14 protein-coding genes are annotated in these 17,066 nt (G+C 72.0%); 9 read left to right on the top strand and 5 right to left on the bottom strand.

Annotated features, from left to right (window positions below):
- The first annotated feature begins 85 nt into the window (after window positions 1-85).
- The gene (locus AERO9AM_RS13325; RefSeq protein ID WP_159576573.1) at window positions 86-1,534 is read left to right on the top strand and encodes an NAD(P)H-quinone dehydrogenase; all 1,449 of its coding nucleotides are present in this window, start codon (window positions 86-88) and stop codon (window positions 1,532-1,534) included.
- Window positions 1,535-1,764: 230 nt separating this feature from the next.
- Here the strand turns inward: AERO9AM_RS13325 and AERO9AM_RS13320 are convergent, their stop codons facing one another.
- Window positions 1,765-3,534, bottom strand: coding sequence for an acetyl/propionyl/methylcrotonyl-CoA carboxylase subunit alpha (locus AERO9AM_RS13320; protein WP_159576572.1), 1,770 nt, complete (start codon window positions 3,532-3,534; stop codon window positions 1,765-1,767).
- A 125-nt stretch (window positions 3,535-3,659) separates the two neighbouring features.
- Window positions 3,660-4,319: a Maf family protein gene (locus AERO9AM_RS13315; protein WP_159576571.1), complete on the bottom strand. Its 660-nt coding sequence runs from the start codon at window positions 4,317-4,319 to the stop codon at window positions 3,660-3,662.
- 56 nt (window positions 4,320-4,375) lie between these two features.
- Between AERO9AM_RS13315 and AERO9AM_RS13310 the strand changes: the two genes are divergently transcribed.
- From AERO9AM_RS13310 to AERO9AM_RS13295, 4 genes are all read left to right on the top strand, one after another.
- Window positions 4,376-5,635: a class I SAM-dependent RNA methyltransferase gene (locus AERO9AM_RS13310; protein ID WP_159576570.1), complete on the top strand. Its 1,260-nt coding sequence runs from the start codon at window positions 4,376-4,378 to the stop codon at window positions 5,633-5,635.
- A gap of 102 nt (window positions 5,636-5,737) precedes the next feature.
- Window positions 5,738-6,403, top strand: a complete 666-nt coding sequence (locus AERO9AM_RS13305) for a response regulator transcription factor (RefSeq protein WP_159576569.1) — start codon at window positions 5,738-5,740, stop codon at window positions 6,401-6,403.
- 60 nt (window positions 6,404-6,463) lie between these two features.
- On the top strand, window positions 6,464-7,690 hold the full coding sequence (locus AERO9AM_RS13300; protein ID WP_159576568.1) for a sensor histidine kinase: 1,227 nt from the start codon (window positions 6,464-6,466) through the stop codon (window positions 7,688-7,690).
- Window positions 7,687-8,694 (top strand): hypothetical protein, encoded by a 1,008-nt coding sequence (locus AERO9AM_RS13295; protein ID WP_159576567.1) that lies wholly within the window; start codon window positions 7,687-7,689, stop codon window positions 8,692-8,694. The genes AERO9AM_RS13300 and AERO9AM_RS13295 overlap by 4 nt, the downstream gene beginning before the upstream one ends.
- A gap of 247 nt (window positions 8,695-8,941) precedes the next feature.
- Here the strand turns inward: AERO9AM_RS13295 and AERO9AM_RS13290 are convergent, their stop codons facing one another.
- Both AERO9AM_RS13290 and AERO9AM_RS13285 read right to left on the bottom strand, forming a co-directional pair.
- On the bottom strand, window positions 8,942-9,166 hold the full coding sequence (locus AERO9AM_RS13290) for an acyl-CoA carboxylase subunit epsilon (protein ID WP_159576566.1): 225 nt from the start codon (window positions 9,164-9,166) through the stop codon (window positions 8,942-8,944).
- Window positions 9,163-10,752 carry an acyl-CoA carboxylase subunit beta gene (locus tag AERO9AM_RS13285; protein WP_442923258.1) on the bottom strand — a complete coding sequence of 530 codons (1,590 nt, stop codon included), beginning with the start codon at window positions 10,750-10,752 and terminating at the stop codon, window positions 9,163-9,165. Before AERO9AM_RS13285 ends, AERO9AM_RS13290 begins: the two co-directional genes overlap by 4 nt.
- Before the next feature lie 135 nt (window positions 10,753-10,887).
- On the opposite strand from AERO9AM_RS13285, the gene AERO9AM_RS13280 reads away from it, so the two are divergent.
- Window positions 10,888-11,652 carry a biotin--[acetyl-CoA-carboxylase] ligase gene (locus AERO9AM_RS13280; protein WP_159576564.1) on the top strand — a complete coding sequence of 255 codons (765 nt, stop codon included), beginning with the start codon at window positions 10,888-10,890 and terminating at the stop codon, window positions 11,650-11,652.
- Between the two features lie 45 nt (window positions 11,653-11,697).
- Window positions 11,698-13,518 carry an ABC-F family ATP-binding cassette domain-containing protein gene (locus AERO9AM_RS13275; RefSeq protein ID WP_159576563.1) on the top strand — a complete coding sequence of 607 codons (1,821 nt, stop codon included), beginning with the start codon at window positions 11,698-11,700 and terminating at the stop codon, window positions 13,516-13,518.
- On the opposite strand, the gene AERO9AM_RS13270 is transcribed toward AERO9AM_RS13275, so the two are convergent.
- The gene (locus AERO9AM_RS13270; RefSeq protein WP_159576562.1) at window positions 13,499-14,461 is read right to left on the bottom strand and encodes an NAD(P)/FAD-dependent oxidoreductase; all 963 of its coding nucleotides are present in this window, start codon (window positions 14,459-14,461) and stop codon (window positions 13,499-13,501) included. The genes AERO9AM_RS13275 and AERO9AM_RS13270 overlap by 20 nt on opposite strands.
- Window positions 14,462-14,530: 69 nt before the next feature.
- On the opposite strand from AERO9AM_RS13270, the gene AERO9AM_RS13265 reads away from it, so the two are divergent.
- Together AERO9AM_RS13265 and AERO9AM_RS13260 are read left to right on the top strand one after the other, a co-directional pair.
- On the top strand, window positions 14,531-15,115 hold the full coding sequence (locus AERO9AM_RS13265; RefSeq protein WP_236602618.1) for a helix-turn-helix domain-containing protein: 585 nt from the start codon (window positions 14,531-14,533) through the stop codon (window positions 15,113-15,115).
- 111 nt (window positions 15,116-15,226) lie between these two features.
- On the top strand, window positions 15,227-17,032 hold the full coding sequence (locus tag AERO9AM_RS13260; protein WP_159576560.1) for a Na+/H+ antiporter: 1,806 nt from the start codon (window positions 15,227-15,229) through the stop codon (window positions 17,030-17,032).
- The last annotated feature ends 34 nt before the right edge of the window (window positions 17,033-17,066 follow it).

Genomic DNA, 17,066 nt, shown 5'->3' with positions numbered 1-17,066 from the left:
ATACGGCTCCGTGCTCTCCCCGGGGGAGGCGGGCTCGGAAGAGCGCCGGGCGGGCGGATCGTCGGCATCCTGCGGATGCGGAAGAATGGATCCCATGACCTTGATGTTCGAGCGCTCTCAGCGCGTCGCCGTTCTCGGCGGCGGCCCCGGCGGATACGAGGCGGCGCTCGCCGCAGCCCAGCTCGGTGCGGAGGTGACGCTCGTGGAGAGGGTGGGCGTCGGCGGTTCCGCCGTGCTCACCGATGTCGTGCCCTCCAAGAGCCTCATCGCCACGGCCGACGCCGCCGTCGCAATCAGCGAGGCCAGCGACCTGGGCGTGCAGTTCTACGCCAAGGGCGCCGAGGGCAAGCCGCTCAAGCCGCAGATCGCGATCAACCTGGCCGCCGTGAACAAGCGGCTGATGGCGCTGGCGGGGCAGCAGTCCGAGGACATGCGCACCGCGCTGCTCGACGCGGGCGTGACGATCCTCTCCGGCCACGGCCGTCTGGACGGCCCGGACGCGATCGTCGTCTCCACCTCGGAGGACGGCACCGACTTCGACCGCATCGAGGCCGACACGCTCGTCGTCGCCGTGGGCGCGTCGCCCCGCGAGCTCGACTCCGCCAAGCCCGACGGGGAGCGCATCCTCACCTGGACGCAGCTCTACGACATGAAGACGCTGCCGGAGCACCTCATCGTGGTCGGCTCCGGCGTCACCGGCGCCGAGTTCGCGTCCGCGTACATGAACCTCGGGGCGAAGGTCACGCTGATCTCCAGTCGTGATCAGGTGCTGCCCGGCGAGGACCAGGACGCCGCGCGCGTGCTCGAGAAGGTCTTCAAGCGCGGCGGCATGCAGGTGCTCTCCAAGTCCCGCGCCGATCGGGTGGAGCGCACCGACACGGGCGTCAGGGTCACGCTGTCGGACGGCCGCACGGTCGACGGCAGCCACTGCCTGATGGCGGTCGGATCCATCCCGAACACCGCAGGGATCGGCCTCGAGGACGCCGGCGTCGAGCTCACCGACTCCGGTCACATCCGGGTCAACCGGGTCGCGCGCACCTCGGTCTCGAACATCTACGCGGTCGGCGACTGCACCAACTTCTTCCCGCTCGCCTCGGTCGCCTCGATGCAGGGGCGCACCGCCGTGTTCCACGCCCTGGGCGACATCGTGATCCCGCTGGAGAAGCGCAAGATCACCGCGAACATCTTCACGGCGCCCGAGATCGCCACGATCGGCTTCTCCGAGAAGGACATCGAGGACGGCGTGGCCGACGGCATCGCGTACAAGCTGCCCTTGGCCGCCAACCCGCGCGCGAAGATGCAGGGGATCCGCGACGGCTTCGTGAAGATCCTCGCGCGCAAGGGCTCCGGCACCGTGATCGGCGCCGTGATCGTCGCCCCGCGGGCCTCGGAGCTGATCTACCCGCTTGCGATCGCCGTGGAGCGCCGCCTGAACGTCGACCAGGTGTCGCGCGTGTTCGCCGCGTACCCGTCGATCACCAGCAGCATCACCGACGCCACCCGCGCGATGCACCAGGTCTACATCGCCGGCTGAGCCCCCGCTCGCGCCGCTCGCGCCCTCGCGCCGCCCGCGCCGCCCGCGCCCTCGCGCCGCTCGCGCCGCCCGCCTCCCCGCGCCGAGCCACCCCCTTCTCATCGAACCACCCCCTTGCGTACGCGGTGCAAGGGGGTGGTTCGGCGTGAAAGGGGTGGCTCGGCGGCAACGGCCCCGCCTACGGCAGCGTCGGCGGTGGCGGCAGCGGCGGTGGCGCGATCCGGATCCGGTCAGCTGATGGTGAGCAGCTGGTGGCCGGCCGACACGGTCGCGCCGGCGTCGGCGTTGATGTTGCCGACCACTCCGTCCTTATGCGCCTGCAGAGGCTGCTCCATCTTCATCGCCTCGAGGACGACGACCAGGTCGCCCTTGACGACCTGCTGGCCCTCCTCGACCGCGACCTTGACGACCGTGGCCTGCATCGGCGACTTCACCGCGTCGCCGGATGCGCCGGCGTTCACCGTCTTGGCGTGGCTGCGACGCGACGGCGGCACGGCGGCGGGGCGCCCGCCGGTGCCGACGACCGAGGCCGCGACGCGGTCGGGCAGGCTCACCTCGAGGCGCTTGCCGGCGACCTCGACGACCACCGTGTGGCGGCCCTTCGGCTCGGCGCTGGGCTCGAGCTCGCCGTCCCACGCGGGGATGTCGTTGACGAACTCGGTCTCGATCCAGCGCGTGTAGACGCCGAACTGGCCGTCCTCGGCCGTGAAGGCCGGGTCGTTCACGACCTTGCGGTGGAACGGCAGCACGGTGGGCAGGCCCGAGACCTCGAACTCGTCCAGGGCGCGGCGGGAGCGCTCCAGCGCCTCCGCGCGGTCCTTGCCGGTGACGATGATCTTCGCCAGCAGGGAGTCGAACGCGCCGGAGACCACGTCGCCCGCGGTCACGCCGGAGTCGAGGCGGATGCCCGGGCCGCCGAAGGTCTTGAACACGTGGATCGGGCCCGGCTGCGGCAGGAAGCCGCGGCCCGGGTCCTCGCCGTTGATGCGGAACTCGATCGAGTGGCCCTGCGGGGCGGGGTCGTCGTAGTCGATCGTGCCGCCGGCCGCGATGCGGAACTGCTCGCGGACCAGGTCGATGCCGGTGACCTCCTCGGACACGGGGTGCTCGACCTGGAGGCGCGTGTTGACCTCGAGGAAGGAGATGGTGCCGTCGGCGCCGATGAGGAACTCGCAGGTGCCCGCGCCGACGTAGCCGACCTCCTTGAGGATCGCCTTGGACGCCTCGTAGAGCACGCGGTTCTGCTCCTCGGTGAGGAACGGCGCGGGGGCCTCCTCGACGAGCTTCTGGTGCCGGCGCTGCAGTGAGCAATCGCGGGTCGAGATGACGACGACGTTGCCCGCCGCGTCGGCGAGGCACTGCGTCTCGACATGGCGCGGCTTGTCGAGGTACTTCTCCACGAAGCACTCGCCGCGGCCGAATGCCGCGATCGCCTCGCGGGTGGCCGACTCGAACTGCTCGGCGACTTCGTCGAGCTCGCGGGCGACCTTGAGGCCGCGCCCGCCGCCGCCGTAGGCGGCCTTGATCGCGATGGGCAGCCCGACCTTCTCGGCGAAGGCGACGACCTCTTCTGCGGTCTCCACCGGTCCCGGGGTGCCGGGCGCCAGCGGCGCGCCGACCTTCTCCGCGACGTGGCGGGCGGTGACCTTGTCGCCGAGCGCCTCGATGGCCTCGGGGGAGGGGCCGATCCACACGAGCCCCGCGTCGATGACGGCGCGGGCGAAGCCGGCGTTCTCGGCCAGGAAGCCGTAGCCGGGGTGGACGGTGTCTGCGCCGGAGCGGCGGGCCACCGACAGGATCTTGTCGATCTGCAGGTAGGTCTCGGCGCTCGTCGATCCGTCGAGGGCGTAGGCCTCGTCGGCGAGCCGGGTGTGCATGGCGTCCCGGTCCTGGTCCGCGTACACGGCGACGGAGGAGAGACCGGAGTCGCGCGCGGCGCGGATGATGCGGACGGCGATCTCGCCGCGGTTGGCGACGAGCACCTTGGCGATGGCAGGCATGGATGTCAGCCTATCGACAGCCGTCCCGATATTTTTGACGACCCTCCACAAGAATCCGCGGAGATCGCTTCCTGGAATCTACGAACCGCGGATCCGGGCGCGCCTCGATGCGGCGCCTGCCGAGGTCAGGACACGGACGGAACGGCGTTCCAGAGATCGGTCCAGCGGATGCCGAGCCGCCCGACGAGGTGGCGGAGGGTGGACAGCGACATGCCGACGACCGTGGAGGGGTCGCCCTCCACGCGCTCGATGAAGGCACCGCCCAGGCTGTCCACGGTGAAGGCGCCCGCGACGAGAAGCGGCTCCCCGGTGGCGACGTACGCCTCGATCTCCGCGTCGTCGATGTCGGCGGCGAACGTGACAGCCGCCTCGGCGACCGCGTGCACCTCGCGGGGCGGCGCATCCGGGCGCACCTGGATCACGCTGTGCCCCGAGTGCAGCACTCCGGTGCGTCCGCGCATCGCGTGCCAGCGGGCGATCGCGCGCTCGGGCTCGTAGGGCTTGCCGTGTACCTCGCCGTCGAGCTCGAACATGGAGTCGCCGCCGATCACGATCCCTTCGAAGCCGGGGTGCGCGTCGTGGATGCGGGCGGCGACGTCCGCGGCCTTCGCACGTGCGAGCAGCAGCACGACCTCCTCCGGCGCGAGCGCGCGGCCGAGGCGCTGCGCCTCCGCCGCGGCGACCGCGTCCTCGTCGACGCCGGGGCTCAGGCAGATCGGCTCGATGCCGCTCTGGCGCAGCAGGGCGAGACGAGCGGGAGAGGTGGAGGCGAGGCACACGCGCATGGATCCACGCTATCGGCTCGGGATCCGTCGCCTCCGCGGTCTGGGATGATCGAGAGGTGAGCGATTCCGACGCGTCCGAGGGCGCCCTTCTCGACCTCGACGTGACCGCGATCGCGCACGGCGGGGTGTTCGTCGCCCGGCACGAGGGGCGCGTCGTGTTCGTCTCCGACGCCATCCCGGGGGAGCGCGTGCGAGCGAGGCTCAGCGAGCCCGCGGACGGTGCGGACACCCGTTCTTTCTGGCGCGCCGAGACCGTCGAGGTGCTCGAGGCCTCGCCCCACCGGCGCCCGCACGTGTGGCCTGAGGCCGACGTCGCGCGTGCTCCGGAGCAGCGCCCCGGCGGCGCCGACCTGGGTCACATCGAGATCGGGCACCAGCGCGTGCTGAAGCGCCAGGTGCTGCAGGAGGCGCTGGACCGCTTCGCCGGCGGCGGCATCGACGCGCCCGACGTGGAACCCACCGGTGCCGACGAGAACTGGCGCACCCGGGTCACCCTGCACGTCGACGACGACGGGCGGATCGGACCGTTCGCGGCGCGCAGCCATCGCGTGGTGCCGGTGGTCGGGCATGTGCTCGCGCGCCCGGCGATCGACGCGGCGGCGCGGGAGCTCCGCGGGCTGCCTGCGGGCCGGATCGAACTCGTCGAGCCCGCCGACGGCGAGGTGCGCCGCGTGCTGCGCCCGGCGGCCGAGCAGCACCCGCGCGGGCGGGGCGGGCGTCGCGGAGCGCGCCCTCGCACTCCGGAGACGATCGTCGAGCAGGCGGCGGGGCGCTCGTTCGCCCTGGACGTCGACGGCTTCTGGCAGATCCACCCGGCCGCGGCGGGCCTGCTGGACGGTGCCGTGGCGGAGCTGCTCGACGGCGCCGTGGATCCATCGGCCGCGCACCTCGACCTGTACGGCGGCGTCGGGCTGTTCGCCGCGACGCTCGCGCGTCTCGGCGGGCGCCGCATCACGACGGTCGAATCCGCGCCGCGCGCTACCCGGCACGCGGCGGAGAACCTGCGCGACCTCGGGGTCAGGGCCCTGACCGCGCGCGTCGACCGCTTTCTGAACTCCGGGGACGCCGACCTGCGCGACGTCGCCGGCGGTGCGGTGGTCCTGGATCCGCCGCGCTCCGGTGCGGGGCGCGCCGTGGTGGAGGACGTCGCCGCCCTGGATCCGTCCGCGATCGCCTATGTCGCCTGCGACCCCGTCGCGCTGGCGCGCGACCTGGCCACCTTCCGCGGGCTGGGCTACGAGCCGCGACGCCTGCGCGCCTTCGACCTCTTCCCGCACTCGCACCACCTGGAGACGGTCGCCCTGCTCACCCGCTGAGCCGCGGTGACGGGGGACGGGTGTGCGCCGCCGACGTCTCGCACGGCGCAACCACGTCGCCGCACGACGGAATCAGGCGGTGGCACCGGATAAAGTGAGACCGTGAGCAGCGTAGCCCTGATCGACGACCACGAGTCCGTTCGTCTGGGACTCGCCGCCGCGCTCGAGCGGGCCGACTTCGAGGTCGTGTTCTCGGGCGCCGGCGTCGCCGAGTACCTCGACGCGCGGGGACGCGCCCTGCCCGTCCCCGCCGACGTCGTGCTGCTCGATCTCACGCTCGGCGACGGCACCACGGTGACGGAGAACGTCACCCGGCTGGTCGCCGACGGCTCGAGCGTCGTCATCCACAGCGTCGCCGATCGCCCGGTCTCCGTGCGCGAGGCTCTCGTCGCCGGGGCTGCAGGCGTCATCAGCAAGTCCTCGCCGCTCGATGACGTGATCGCGGCGGTGCGCACCGTCGCGCGCGGCGAGGCCCTGAACAACGTGGAATGGGCGAACGCCGTCGACGGCGACACGGCCTTCGCCGATGCCCAGCTCTCCACGCGCGAGCGGGAGGTGCTGCGCCTGTACGCGACCGGGCTGCCGCTGAAGGTCGTGGCGGAGCGCCTCGGCGTGGCCTACTCCACGGCCAAGGAGAACATCACCAGGATCCGCGTGAAGTACGTCGAGGTCGGGCGGCCCGCGCCGACGAAGGTCGACCTGCTGCGCCGGGCGATGGAGGACGGCATCGTGGAGACCGCCCAGGAGGATCCGCAGGGTGTCGGCTGAGCGCACCGCGCCGCGGGTGACGCGTCCGACGGCCCCGGCACCAGGGCGAGCGGGCTAGGCGTGTCGGCGGACCAGGGCCTCAGGGAGGCCTGGGAGAAGATCCCCACACCCGGCGAGGTCGGGCAGGAGCTGGAGCGCTTCGCCGGACGGCGGATCGAGCGCATCATCGCCATCGTCGTCGGCGTGGGCGCGCTCGCCCTGGGTACCCAGGCGCTCGTCAACGCCCTCGTCAAGCTGACCGTCGTCGACGTCCCGCACGTGGCGATGATGGCGCTCGTGTTCGTGCCGTGGCTCGCGATGCTCGTGTGCTGCGCGATCGGACGCGCCGTGCGCCTTACCGCCGGCGTGTTCTTCGTCGCGTACATCGTGGATCTCGCGCTGTGGCCCTTCGTCGCCACGCACCGCAATCTCGTGCCGTCGGATCAGCCGTGGATCTTCTTCCTCGTCAACGTGGCCGGGGTCGCCGCCGTCGTCGCCTTCCCGCTCGGCGTGCAGGTAGCGTGGGCGCTCATCGGACCCTTCCTCTACGGCACGGTGCGGCTCCTGCAGGGCGAGTTCCGGTCCGACTTCTGGGTCGTCACCGCTTTCGACGTGTCGTTCACCCTGATCCTCGGGCTGGTGCTGGTGGCGCTGGGGTGGATGTTCCGGTCCGTCGCCAACGGCGTCGACGACGCCCGCGGTCGCGCGGTCGCGCTGTACACCGCCGCCGCGGCCGCCGAGGCCGCGGAGCACGAGCGGGTCGCCGTCGCCGCGCTCATGCACGACAGCGTGCTCGCCGCGCTCATCGCCGCGGAGCGAGCCGAGACCGATCGAGCACGCGCGCTCGCTGTCGACATGGCGCGGGAGGCCCTCACCCGTCTGGCCAACGCGGAGGCGCCCGCGCAGGAGGGCAGCGAGGAGCCGGTGCAGATCGAGCTGCTCGTCGAGGACCTGCGCGTCGCCGTGCGGCAGATGGGGCTGTCGATCGAGGTCGAGCACTTCGGACACGGCGCCGTGCCCGACCGCGTCGCCCGGGCGATGGCGCTCGCCGCGCGGCAGGCCATCGGCAACGCGGTCGCGCACGCCTCCGGTCGCGGGCTCGCCGTGGTCGTGGAGGGGCACGGGGACACCGGGCTCACGGTCAAGGTCAGCGACACCGGCGGCGGATTCGATCCGGCCCAGGTGGGCCCGGATCGCCTCGGCATCCGCGCCTCGATCCTGGCCCGGATGGCGGCGGTGGGCGGAGTCGCCACCATCGACTCCGATCGCCACGGCACCGTCGTGACGCTGGGGTGGTCGCACTCATGAGACTCACCGTGCGCATCGTGGCGACCGGACTGGCGCTCGTGTTCGCCTGCTACTTCGCTGCGCGTGCGCTGGCGTGGACGTCGCCGCCCCCGCGCCCGCTGCTGGTGCTGCTCGCGGTCGCCATCTACCTCGCCTCGTTCGCGGTGATCGCGATCGTCGGCGCCGGGCGCGCCGTGCAGATGCCGCGCTGGGCCGCCGCCCTCGCGCTCGCCTCAGCGATCGCGATCCCGCAGCTGAGCAACCTCGGTCTGGATCCGGATCAGCTGCTCGCGCCCTACGCCACCTGGTACATCGGCTCCGTCGGCCTGATCGGCGTCGTCTGCATCGTGCGGCGCCGCCCCCTGGAGGGATGGCTGGTGCTGGTCCTGCTCACCATCGCCTCGACCGCCTGGATCGGCTTCCTCGCCGCACTCGGGCTGGGCCTGGTCGGATCCACCGTGTGGATGGTGATCGCCCAGCTGCTCGTCGCGTTCTGGCGCCGAGCCGTGCGCGACACCGATCGTCTCGCCGGCATCCAGCAGGCGGCATCCGCGTGGCAGGCGACGCAGATCGTGCGCCAGCGGGAGCGCCGCGAGCGCGTGCAGTACGCCCTCACGGTGGCCGGACCCGTGCTCAGTCGGGTCATCGAGACGCGCGGCGAGCTCTCGCCGGAGGAGCGGCGCACCGCGCGGCTGGCCGAAGGGCGTCTGCGGGACGAGATCCGCGGCGGCGAGCTGCTCAACGAGCGGGCGCGCGCGGCGATCGAGTCGGCGCGCGCGAGGGGCGCGTCGGTCACGGTGTTCGACGACGGCGGCCTGAACGGGCTGGACGAGCAGACCAAGGGCCGGATCCGGGAGGAGCTGGCCGACGTGCTCTCCGGCTCCTCCTCGGCCCGGCTGATCATCCGCGCCCCGAAGGATCCGCGTGTCGCGGTGACGGTCGTGGGTCGTTCGGCGGCGGGGGAGTCGTCCGACGAGGATTCCGTCGAACTCTGGCACGAGATCCCGCGCACCCACGCGGACTGACGGCATAAGAAAGGGCGAGGGGCGGCGAAGCCGCCCGCCCCTCGCCAGGTGCGGAACAGTTACCCGAAAACCGTCCGCAAAGACCGGAGATCGTCTGCCTACCCTGTGGCGGAGATCCGGTCGAACGCGAAGCGTTGCAAGAAAGAGTCTTCCGGGTCGCGCAGAGGATGTCTGTAGGTATTTTGGGGGACAAATTCAGACGGAGGCGAAATTCCTGGATCCGCCCGCGCTGCAGCGGGTTCCGCGGTCAGCCCGAGAAGCGTCCCCAGGGGATGTCCCGGCGCAGCGGAGTGCGCAGCCCGCGCTGGTTGCGCTCCCAGGCGGAGACGGGCTTCTGGGCGGCCACCGCGTCGGCCTCCTCGGCGGCGAACGCCTCGGAGAGCACGGCGATGAGCGCCGCGAGCTCCTCCTCGGTGGCGGAGCCGCGGAGCACCTGGATCTCGACCGCGTCGGCCGCGTCCTCGGCGCTCACAGCGGGATGTTCCCGTGCTTCTTCGGAGGCAGCTCGGCGCGCTTGCCGCGCAGGGCCCGCAGCGCCTTCGCGATCGAGACGCGGGTGTTGGCCGGCTCGATGATGCCGTCGATCTCCCCGCGCTCGGCGGCGAGGAACGGGCTCGTGACGTTGTAGGTGTACTCGTTGGCCAGGCGCGTGCGCACGGCAGCGACATCCTCGCCGGCCTCTTCGGCGCGCTTGATCTCGCCGCGGTAGAGGATGTTCACGGCGCCCTGGCCGCCCATGACCGCGATCTCGGCCGTCGGCCAGGCGAGGTTCACGTCTGCGCCGAGCTGCTTGGAGCCCATGACGATGTACGCGCCGCCGTAGGCTTTGCGCAGGATCACGGTGACGAGCGGCACGGTGGCCTCGGCGTACGCGTAGATGAGCTTCGCGCCGCGGCGGATGACGCCGGTCCACTCCTGGTCGGTGCCGGGGAGGTAGCCGGGCACGTCGACGAGGGTGACGATCGGGATCGAGAACGCGTCGCAGAATCGCACGAAGCGGCTGGCCTTCTCTCCGGCCTCGATGTTCAGGGTGCCCGCCATCTGCGAGGGCTGGTTGGCGATGATGCCGACAGAGCGCCCCTCGACGCGGCCGAAGCCGATCACGATGTTGGGCGCGAACAGCGGCTGCACCTCGAGGAAGTCGCCGTCGTCGACGACGTGCTCGATGACGGTGTGGATGTCGTAGGGCTGGTTCGGGGAGTCCGGGATCAGCGTGTTGAGCGCCCGGTCCGCGTCCGTGGTCTCGAACTCGAAGCCGCTCGCGTAGGCGGGAAGCTCCGCCATGTTGTTGTCGGGCAGGAAGCTCAGCAGGGTGCGCGCGTAGTCGATCGCGTCGTCCTCGTCCTCGGCGAGGTAATGCGCGACGCCCGAGCGGGTGTTGTGGGTGTAGGCGCCGCCGAGCTCCTCCATGCCGACGTCCTCGCCGGTCACGGTCTTGATGACGTCGGGGCCGGTCACGAACATCTGGCTGGTCTTGTCGACCATGATGACGAAGTCGGTGAGGGCGGGGCCGTAGACGGCGCCGCCCGCGGCCGGGCCCATGATGATCGAGATCTGCGGGATCACGCCGGAGGAGCGGGTGTTCAGCCGGAAGATCTCGCCGTACTTGCTGAGCGCGAGCACGCCCTCCTGGATGCGCGCCCCGCCCGAGTCGAGGATGCCGATGATCGGCACGCCGCTGCGCAGCGCGAACTCCATGATCTTGATGATCTTGTCGCCGGAGACCTCGCCGAGCGAGCCGCCGAAGGTCGTGAAGTCCTGCGAGTACACCGCGACCGTGCGCCCGTTGATGGTGCCGACTCCGGTGACGACCGAGTCGCCGTAGGGCCGGTTGCGGTCCATCCCGAAAGCGGTCGTGCGGTGCCGCACGTACTCGTCGAACTCGACGAAGCTGCCCGGATCCACCAGCAGCTCGATGCGCTCGCGGGCCGTCATCTTGCCCTTGGCGTGCTGCTTCTCCTTCGCCTTCGCCTCTGCCGAGACGACGGCCTCGTCGTAGCGGGCGCGGAGGTCGGCGATCTTGCCGGCGGTCGTGTAGAGGTCAGGCGTGTCCGTCACGGTCTCCACATTAGCGCCGGGGCCCTCGCGACCGTTGGATGAGAGGCACAACTCCCCGGCCGGATCCTCTGTGCGGACCCTCCGATCCGATCGCCGGTCGCGAGGGCTCCGAAGGGCCCCGGATAGGGTGACCGCATGACTTTCCCGCACAGCACCGCGGCCGCCTCGCGGCTCGAGGTCGTCGCGTCCACCGGCTCCACGAACGCCGACCTGCGCGCGCACGCCGAGGATGAGGCGGGATGGCCCCACCTGTCCGCGATCCTCACCGAGGACCAGGTCGCCGGGCGGGGCCGGCTGGACCGCGTCTGGACGGCTCCCGCGGGCTCCGCGATCGCCCTCTCCGTACTGCTGCGGGTGCCGCGGATCCCCGTCGCCGAGCGCGGCTGGATCCCGCTCGCGGCCGGGCTCGCCATGGCGGATGCGGTCGCGGCGCAGCTTCCCGGGCGCCCGGTCGGCGTGAAGTGGCCGAACGACGTGCTCGTCGGAGAGCGGAAGATCTGCGGGATCCTCGCGGAAGCCTCCGGATCCGAGGCCGTGATCGTGGGATCCGGCGTCAACACCAGGATGACGGCCGAGCAGCTGCCGGTGCAGACCGCGACCTCCTTCGCGGTCGAGGGCGTCGACGTCGACGTCGACCTGCTGGTCGCGGGCTACCTCGCCCGGCTGGACGGCTGGATCGACGGCCTCGCGGAGCACGGCTCGGCCGTGGCGAGCGGGCTGCGCGACGCCGTCGCTGCGCGCTGCGTCACGCTCGGACGCACCGTGCGCGTGATGCTCCCGGCCGGCGCGGACCTCGTGGGCGAGGCGACGGGCCTGGGCGAGGACGGCTGCCTTCTGGTGTCGGCCGGGGGCGTGCACCGCGTGGCGGCCGGCGACGTCGTGCACGTGCGCCCAGCCTGAGCCGGAGGCGGGCCGGGAGAGCACGCGACTACCCTGGGATCCGACATGGCACATCTTCTCGGGGCCGAAGGGCTCCACCTCGAATTCCCCACCCGCGTCGTCTTCGACTCCGTCACCCTCGGCATCGAGGAGGGCGACCGGATCGGCATCGTCGGCCGCAACGGCGACGGCAAGTCGAGCCTGCTGGCGATGCTCGCCGGCCGTCTGGAGCCGGACGCCGGCCGGGTGACCGTGCGCGGCGGGACGACGATCGGCGTGCTCGACCAGGCCGACGTCCTGGACGACGCGCTCACCGTGGGACGCGCCATCGTCGGCGATGCGGCGGAGCACGAGTGGGCCGGGGATCCGAGGATCCGCGACGTGATCGACGGGCTCGTCGGGGACCTGGACTGGGACGCCTCGGTCGCCGACCTCTCCGGAGGGCAGCGGCGTCGCGTCGCGCTCGCGAAGCTCCTCGCCGGCGACTGGGACATCATCGCTCTGGACGAGCCCACCAACCACCTCGACGTGGAGGCCATCGGCTGGCTCGCGGAGCATCTGAAGCGGCGCTGGCCGGCGGGCCAGGGCGCGCTCATGGTGGTCACGCACGACCGCTGGTTCCTGGACGAGGTGTGCACCGAGACCTGGGAGGTGCACGACCGGATCGTCGAGCCCTTCGAGGGCGGCTACGCCGCGTACATCCTGCAGCGCGTGGAGCGGGACCGGATGGCGGCGGCGACCGAGGCGAAGCGGCAGAACCTCGCCCGCAAGGAGCTGGCGTGGCTGCGCCGTGGCGCGCCCGCGCGCACCTCGAAGCCGAAGTTCCGCATCGACGCGGCGAACGCGCTCATCGCAGACGTGCCCGAGATCCGCGACCGGATCGCGCTGCAGTCGCTCGCGGTGTCGCGTCTCGGCAAGGACGTGGTCGACCTCATCGACGCGGGTGTGACGTTCCCGGCGACGGCCACGACGCCGGAGCGCGAGGTGCTGCGCGACGTGGAGTGGCGCATCGCCCCCGGGGAGCGCACCGGCATCCTCGGCGTCAACGGCGCGGGCAAGTCCACCCTGCTCGGCCTCGTGGCCGGGACCGTGGAACCCACCAGCGGCCGGGTCAAGCACGGCAAGACGGTGCAGGTGCGCACCCTCACCCAGCGCCTGGACGAACTGCAGGACGTGTGGGACGAGCCCGTCCGCGTCGTGATCGGGCGCCTGCGCACGACCTACACGTTCGGTACAGGATCCAAGGCCGCCGAGCTCACGCCCGGCCAGCTGCTGGAGCGCCTCGGGTTCTCCTCGGCACAGTTGTCCACCCCGGTCAAGGACCTGTCCGGAGGCCAGCAGCGCCGGCTGCAGCTGCTGCTCGTGCTGCTGGACCAGCCCAACGTGATGATCCTCGACGAGCCCACGAACGACATGGACACGGACATGCTCGCCGCCATCGAGGACCTCCTCGACTCGTGGCCGGGCACGCTCCTCGTCGTCAGCCACGATCGCTACTTCCTGGAGCGCGTGACGGACCAGCAGTACGCGATCCTCGGCGGGCGCCTGCGGCACCTGCCCGGCGGCGTCGACGAGTACCTGCGGCTGCGGGCGCTCGAGCAGGCGGCGCCGAAGGATTCGGGAGCGCAGTCGGGATCCGCCCCGGCCGCCGCCGAACCGGCACTGAGCGGGGCGGACCGCCGGGCCGCGGAGAAGGAGGTCTCCGCGCTCGAACGGCGCATGCAGAAGCTCGCCGAGCAGATCGACCGCGCCAAGCATGCGCTCGCCGACCACGATCAGTCCGACTACGCCGGCCTCGGCGAGAAGATGAAGGCGATCCAGGCGCAGCAGGACGAGGTGGACGAGCTGGAGCTGCGCTGGTTCGAGCTCACCGAGCAGCTGGGCTGAGCGCGCCGGCCACGAGACGGAAGTCCTCCTCGACGAGAGTGCCGTTGACCCCGGCGCCGGCCATGGCACCCGCGCCGATCGCCATCGGCACCGTCGCCATCGGGTTCACCACGTTCCCGGCCGCCCAGATGCGCGGGTGCGACGTCCTCCCGGTGGCGTCCGCCTGCACGAAGGATCCGAGACCCGACGGGAGGTCGGCCCGGGCGAGGCGGAGGTCGTCGAGGAATCCGTCGTGCGGCACCGGGCGACCGCCGGTGAACACCGCATCGACCGGGATCTCGGCACCGTCGGCCGTGCGGATGGCGCTGACGGTGGTTCCCTCCCCGAGCACCTCGACGGCGGGCGAGGCGACGATCTCGATGCCGCGGGCGCGCAGCAGACGCTCGTCGGAGGGGTCCAGGCCGCCGAGCCCGGCGGAGAAGAGCACGACGTCGTCACTCCACTGCCGCACCATCTTCGCCTGGTGCAGTGACGCGGGCGAAGTCGCCAACACCGCGAGCCGACGGTCGCGCACCTCCCAGCCGTGGCAGTACGGGCAGTGCAGCACGCTCGTGCCCCAGCGTTCGGCGAGCCCGGCGACCGCGGGGAGGTCGTCGTCGATGCCGCTGGCGACCACGAGCGCTCGGGTGCGCTCCTCGGCGCCGTCGACGGCGACGACCAGGACGTCGCCCTCATCGCGCACACCGGCGACCGCGCCGTCACGGGTCTCGACGCCGTAGCCGGCGACCTCCTCCCTGCCGCGCCGAAGGAGGCCCGACGGCGACGCGCCCTCGTTCCCGAGCACGCCGTGCATGTGCGCGGCGAAGCGGTTGCGCGGGCTGCCCGCATCGATGACCAGCGTGCGACGGCGCGCCCGCCCGAGCAGCAGCGCGGCGGAGAGGCCGGCAGCGCCACCGCCGATGACGATCACGTCCCAGGAGGCGGATGAGTTCACGGTTTCCATGCATCCAGTGCAGGGGCTATGCTCACAGGATCGCAAGTGAACTTGCGGTTTTGGCAAGAAGGGGAAGTCGTGCAGGATGAGCTGGCCCAGGTGGGACCGCGGCTGCGCGCCGCTCGGCGGGCCCGCGGATGGACTCTCGAGGAACTGGCCGAACGGGCGGAGATGTCGGCCAGCACCCTGTCCCGCCTGGAATCGGGAAAGCGTCAGGCGAGCCTCGAGCTGCTGCTGCCGCTGACCCGGCGCCTGGGCATCCGGATCGAGGACCTCCTGCCGGAGGAGACGCCCGATCCCCGCATCCGCCGACCCGTGATCCGCCGCGACGGGGTCGTCATCGTGCCGCTCTCCCCGGAAGGCTCGCCCGTGCACACCTACCGGATCACCTACCCGCCGGTGACCCGTCTTCCCGCACTGCGGGTGCACGACGGCTACGAGTGGTTCTCGGTCATCTCCGGCCGGCTGCGGCTGCGCCTCGGCGGTCAGGATCTCGTGCTCACGCGCGGCGAGGCCGCCGAGTTCGACACCCGCACGCCGCACGCGATGTCGGCGGCCGGAGGAAGACCTGCCCAGATCATCAGCATCTTCAACGACGAGGGCGTGCGGATGCACACCCACGTCGCGGACCCGGCGGCAGAGGGGATCGAGGCAGGGCGCTGACTCCCGCCTGTCGCACGGACGCGCCGGGGAATACCGTGGAGTCATCCGACGCTGTGGCACTTCGCGGAACGCCACGCTCGATCCGCGTCGCACGACGAGAGGAGACCGCACATGGAAGGTCTCGAGGTCACCGTCCTGCTGGGACTCACGATCCTCACGGGGGCACTGCTCGCGCCGCGGCTGCGGCTCGCGCTGCCGCTGGTGCTGGTCGTTCTGGGCCTCGCGCTGGGCTTCGTCCCCGCCCTGCGGGAGATCCAGCTTCCCCCGGAGACGGTGCTGCTGCTGTTCCTGCCCGTGATGCTGTTCTGGGAGAGCCTCACCACCTCGCTGCGCGCCATCCGGCGCGACTTCCGGTACATCCTGCCGATGAGCACGCTGCTCGTGGTGGCGTCGGCCTTCGCCGTCGCCGGCATCGGCCTGCTGTTCGGCCTCCCCTGGGAGACGGCGCTGATCCTCGGCGCCGCGGTCGCGCCGCCGGACGCGACGGCCGTCGCCGCGCTCGGCCGCCTGCTGCCCCGGCGCATGTTCATGAAGCTCAAGGCGGAGAGCCTCACCAACGACGGCACCGCCCTGGTGCTGTACGCGATCGGCATCTCCCTCGCCATCGGCGGTCGGGTGACGCCGCTCAGCGTCACGTGGTCGGTGCTCGTGTCGTACCTCGGCGGGATCGCGGCGGGCGTCGCGGTCGCCGCGCTGGCCTACCTGCTGCTGCGCATGGTCACCTCGACGATCGTGATCAACACGGCCCTGCTCCTGGTCCCGTTCGTCGCCTTCCTCCTGGCGGAGCTCATCACGGCCTCGGGCGTGCTGGCGGTCGTCGTCGCCGGCGTGATCATCGCGTACGTGTCGCCGACGGTGACCACGGCGCAGTCCCGCCGGCAGGCGGAGTCGGCCTGGCCGTTCGGGGTGTTCCTCCTCAACGGCGCCCTGTTCGTGCTCATCGGGCTCGAGGTGCAGTACGTCGTGCACCAGATCTCGGCGGGGGCGATCGGACGCCTGGTGCTGGTCACCCTCGCGGTGTGGGTCGCCCTGCTGGTGGTGCGCTACCTGTTCCAGCTGCTCAGCGTGCCGTTCTACCAGCGCACCGGTCCGCGGCCGCCCCGCGGTGTGCGGGCCCGCGCCCGGGTGCTCAGCACGTTCGCGGGCATGCGGGGTGCGGTGTCGCTCGCGATCGCGCTGTCGGTGCCCGCGGGGGCCGTCGCCGGGGGAGCGGTGGACGGCCGTGACGAGATCGTCTTCGTCACGGCGGGCGTGATCCTGCTCAGCCTGCTCGTGCAGGGCACGCTCCTGCCGGCCATGGTGCGCTGGGCCCGGATCCCGGCGGACCAGGGCGAGGTCGAGGAGTACGAACTCGCCGAGCGCACGATCTCGGGCGCCGCGCTCGCCGCGCTGGACGATCTGGCCGCGCGGCACCAGGTCAGCGACGAGGTGCGCGACCGGATCCGCTTCGAGGGCTACCAGATGCTCGAGTACACGAACGCGCGGACGCTGGCCCGCGAGCAGGCCCTCGTCGACGCAGAGGTCAAGGCGCTCGACGAGATGCTCGGTCAGCCCGATCCGCTCGCGGCCGGCACCCAGCCGGAGCCGGACGCCGCCGGGCTCGACGGCATCGGGGCTGACGGCGTCGGCGGCGAGCCGATCGACGGCGGCACCGGGGCGGCCCCACGACGGACGATCGTCGAGGGCGCCACGCTGCAGATGATCGCGACCTCGGAGGACGTCGACCTGATGCAGCGCTCGCCGCTCATCCGCCACGAGGAGCACACCCGGCTCAAGCTCGCGCTGCTGGACCGCAAGCGCGAGGTGCTGCTGGGCCTGCGCCGCTCGGGCACGGTCGACGACCTCGTGGTGCGGCGCATCTCCGCCCGGCTCGACCTCGAGCAGCTCCGCCTGCAGGGGCTGGAGGAGTTCGACTGAGCCCTGGGGGCCGCAGGGCGGATCCCGAGCTGTG

It is taken from the genome of Microbacterium sp. 8M (assembly GCF_902506375.1).
GTDB lineage: Bacteria > Actinomycetota > Actinomycetes > Actinomycetales > Microbacteriaceae > Microbacterium.
Note: the sequence above shows the minus strand (reverse complement) of the source record. Positions and strands in the feature narration are given on the sequence as shown.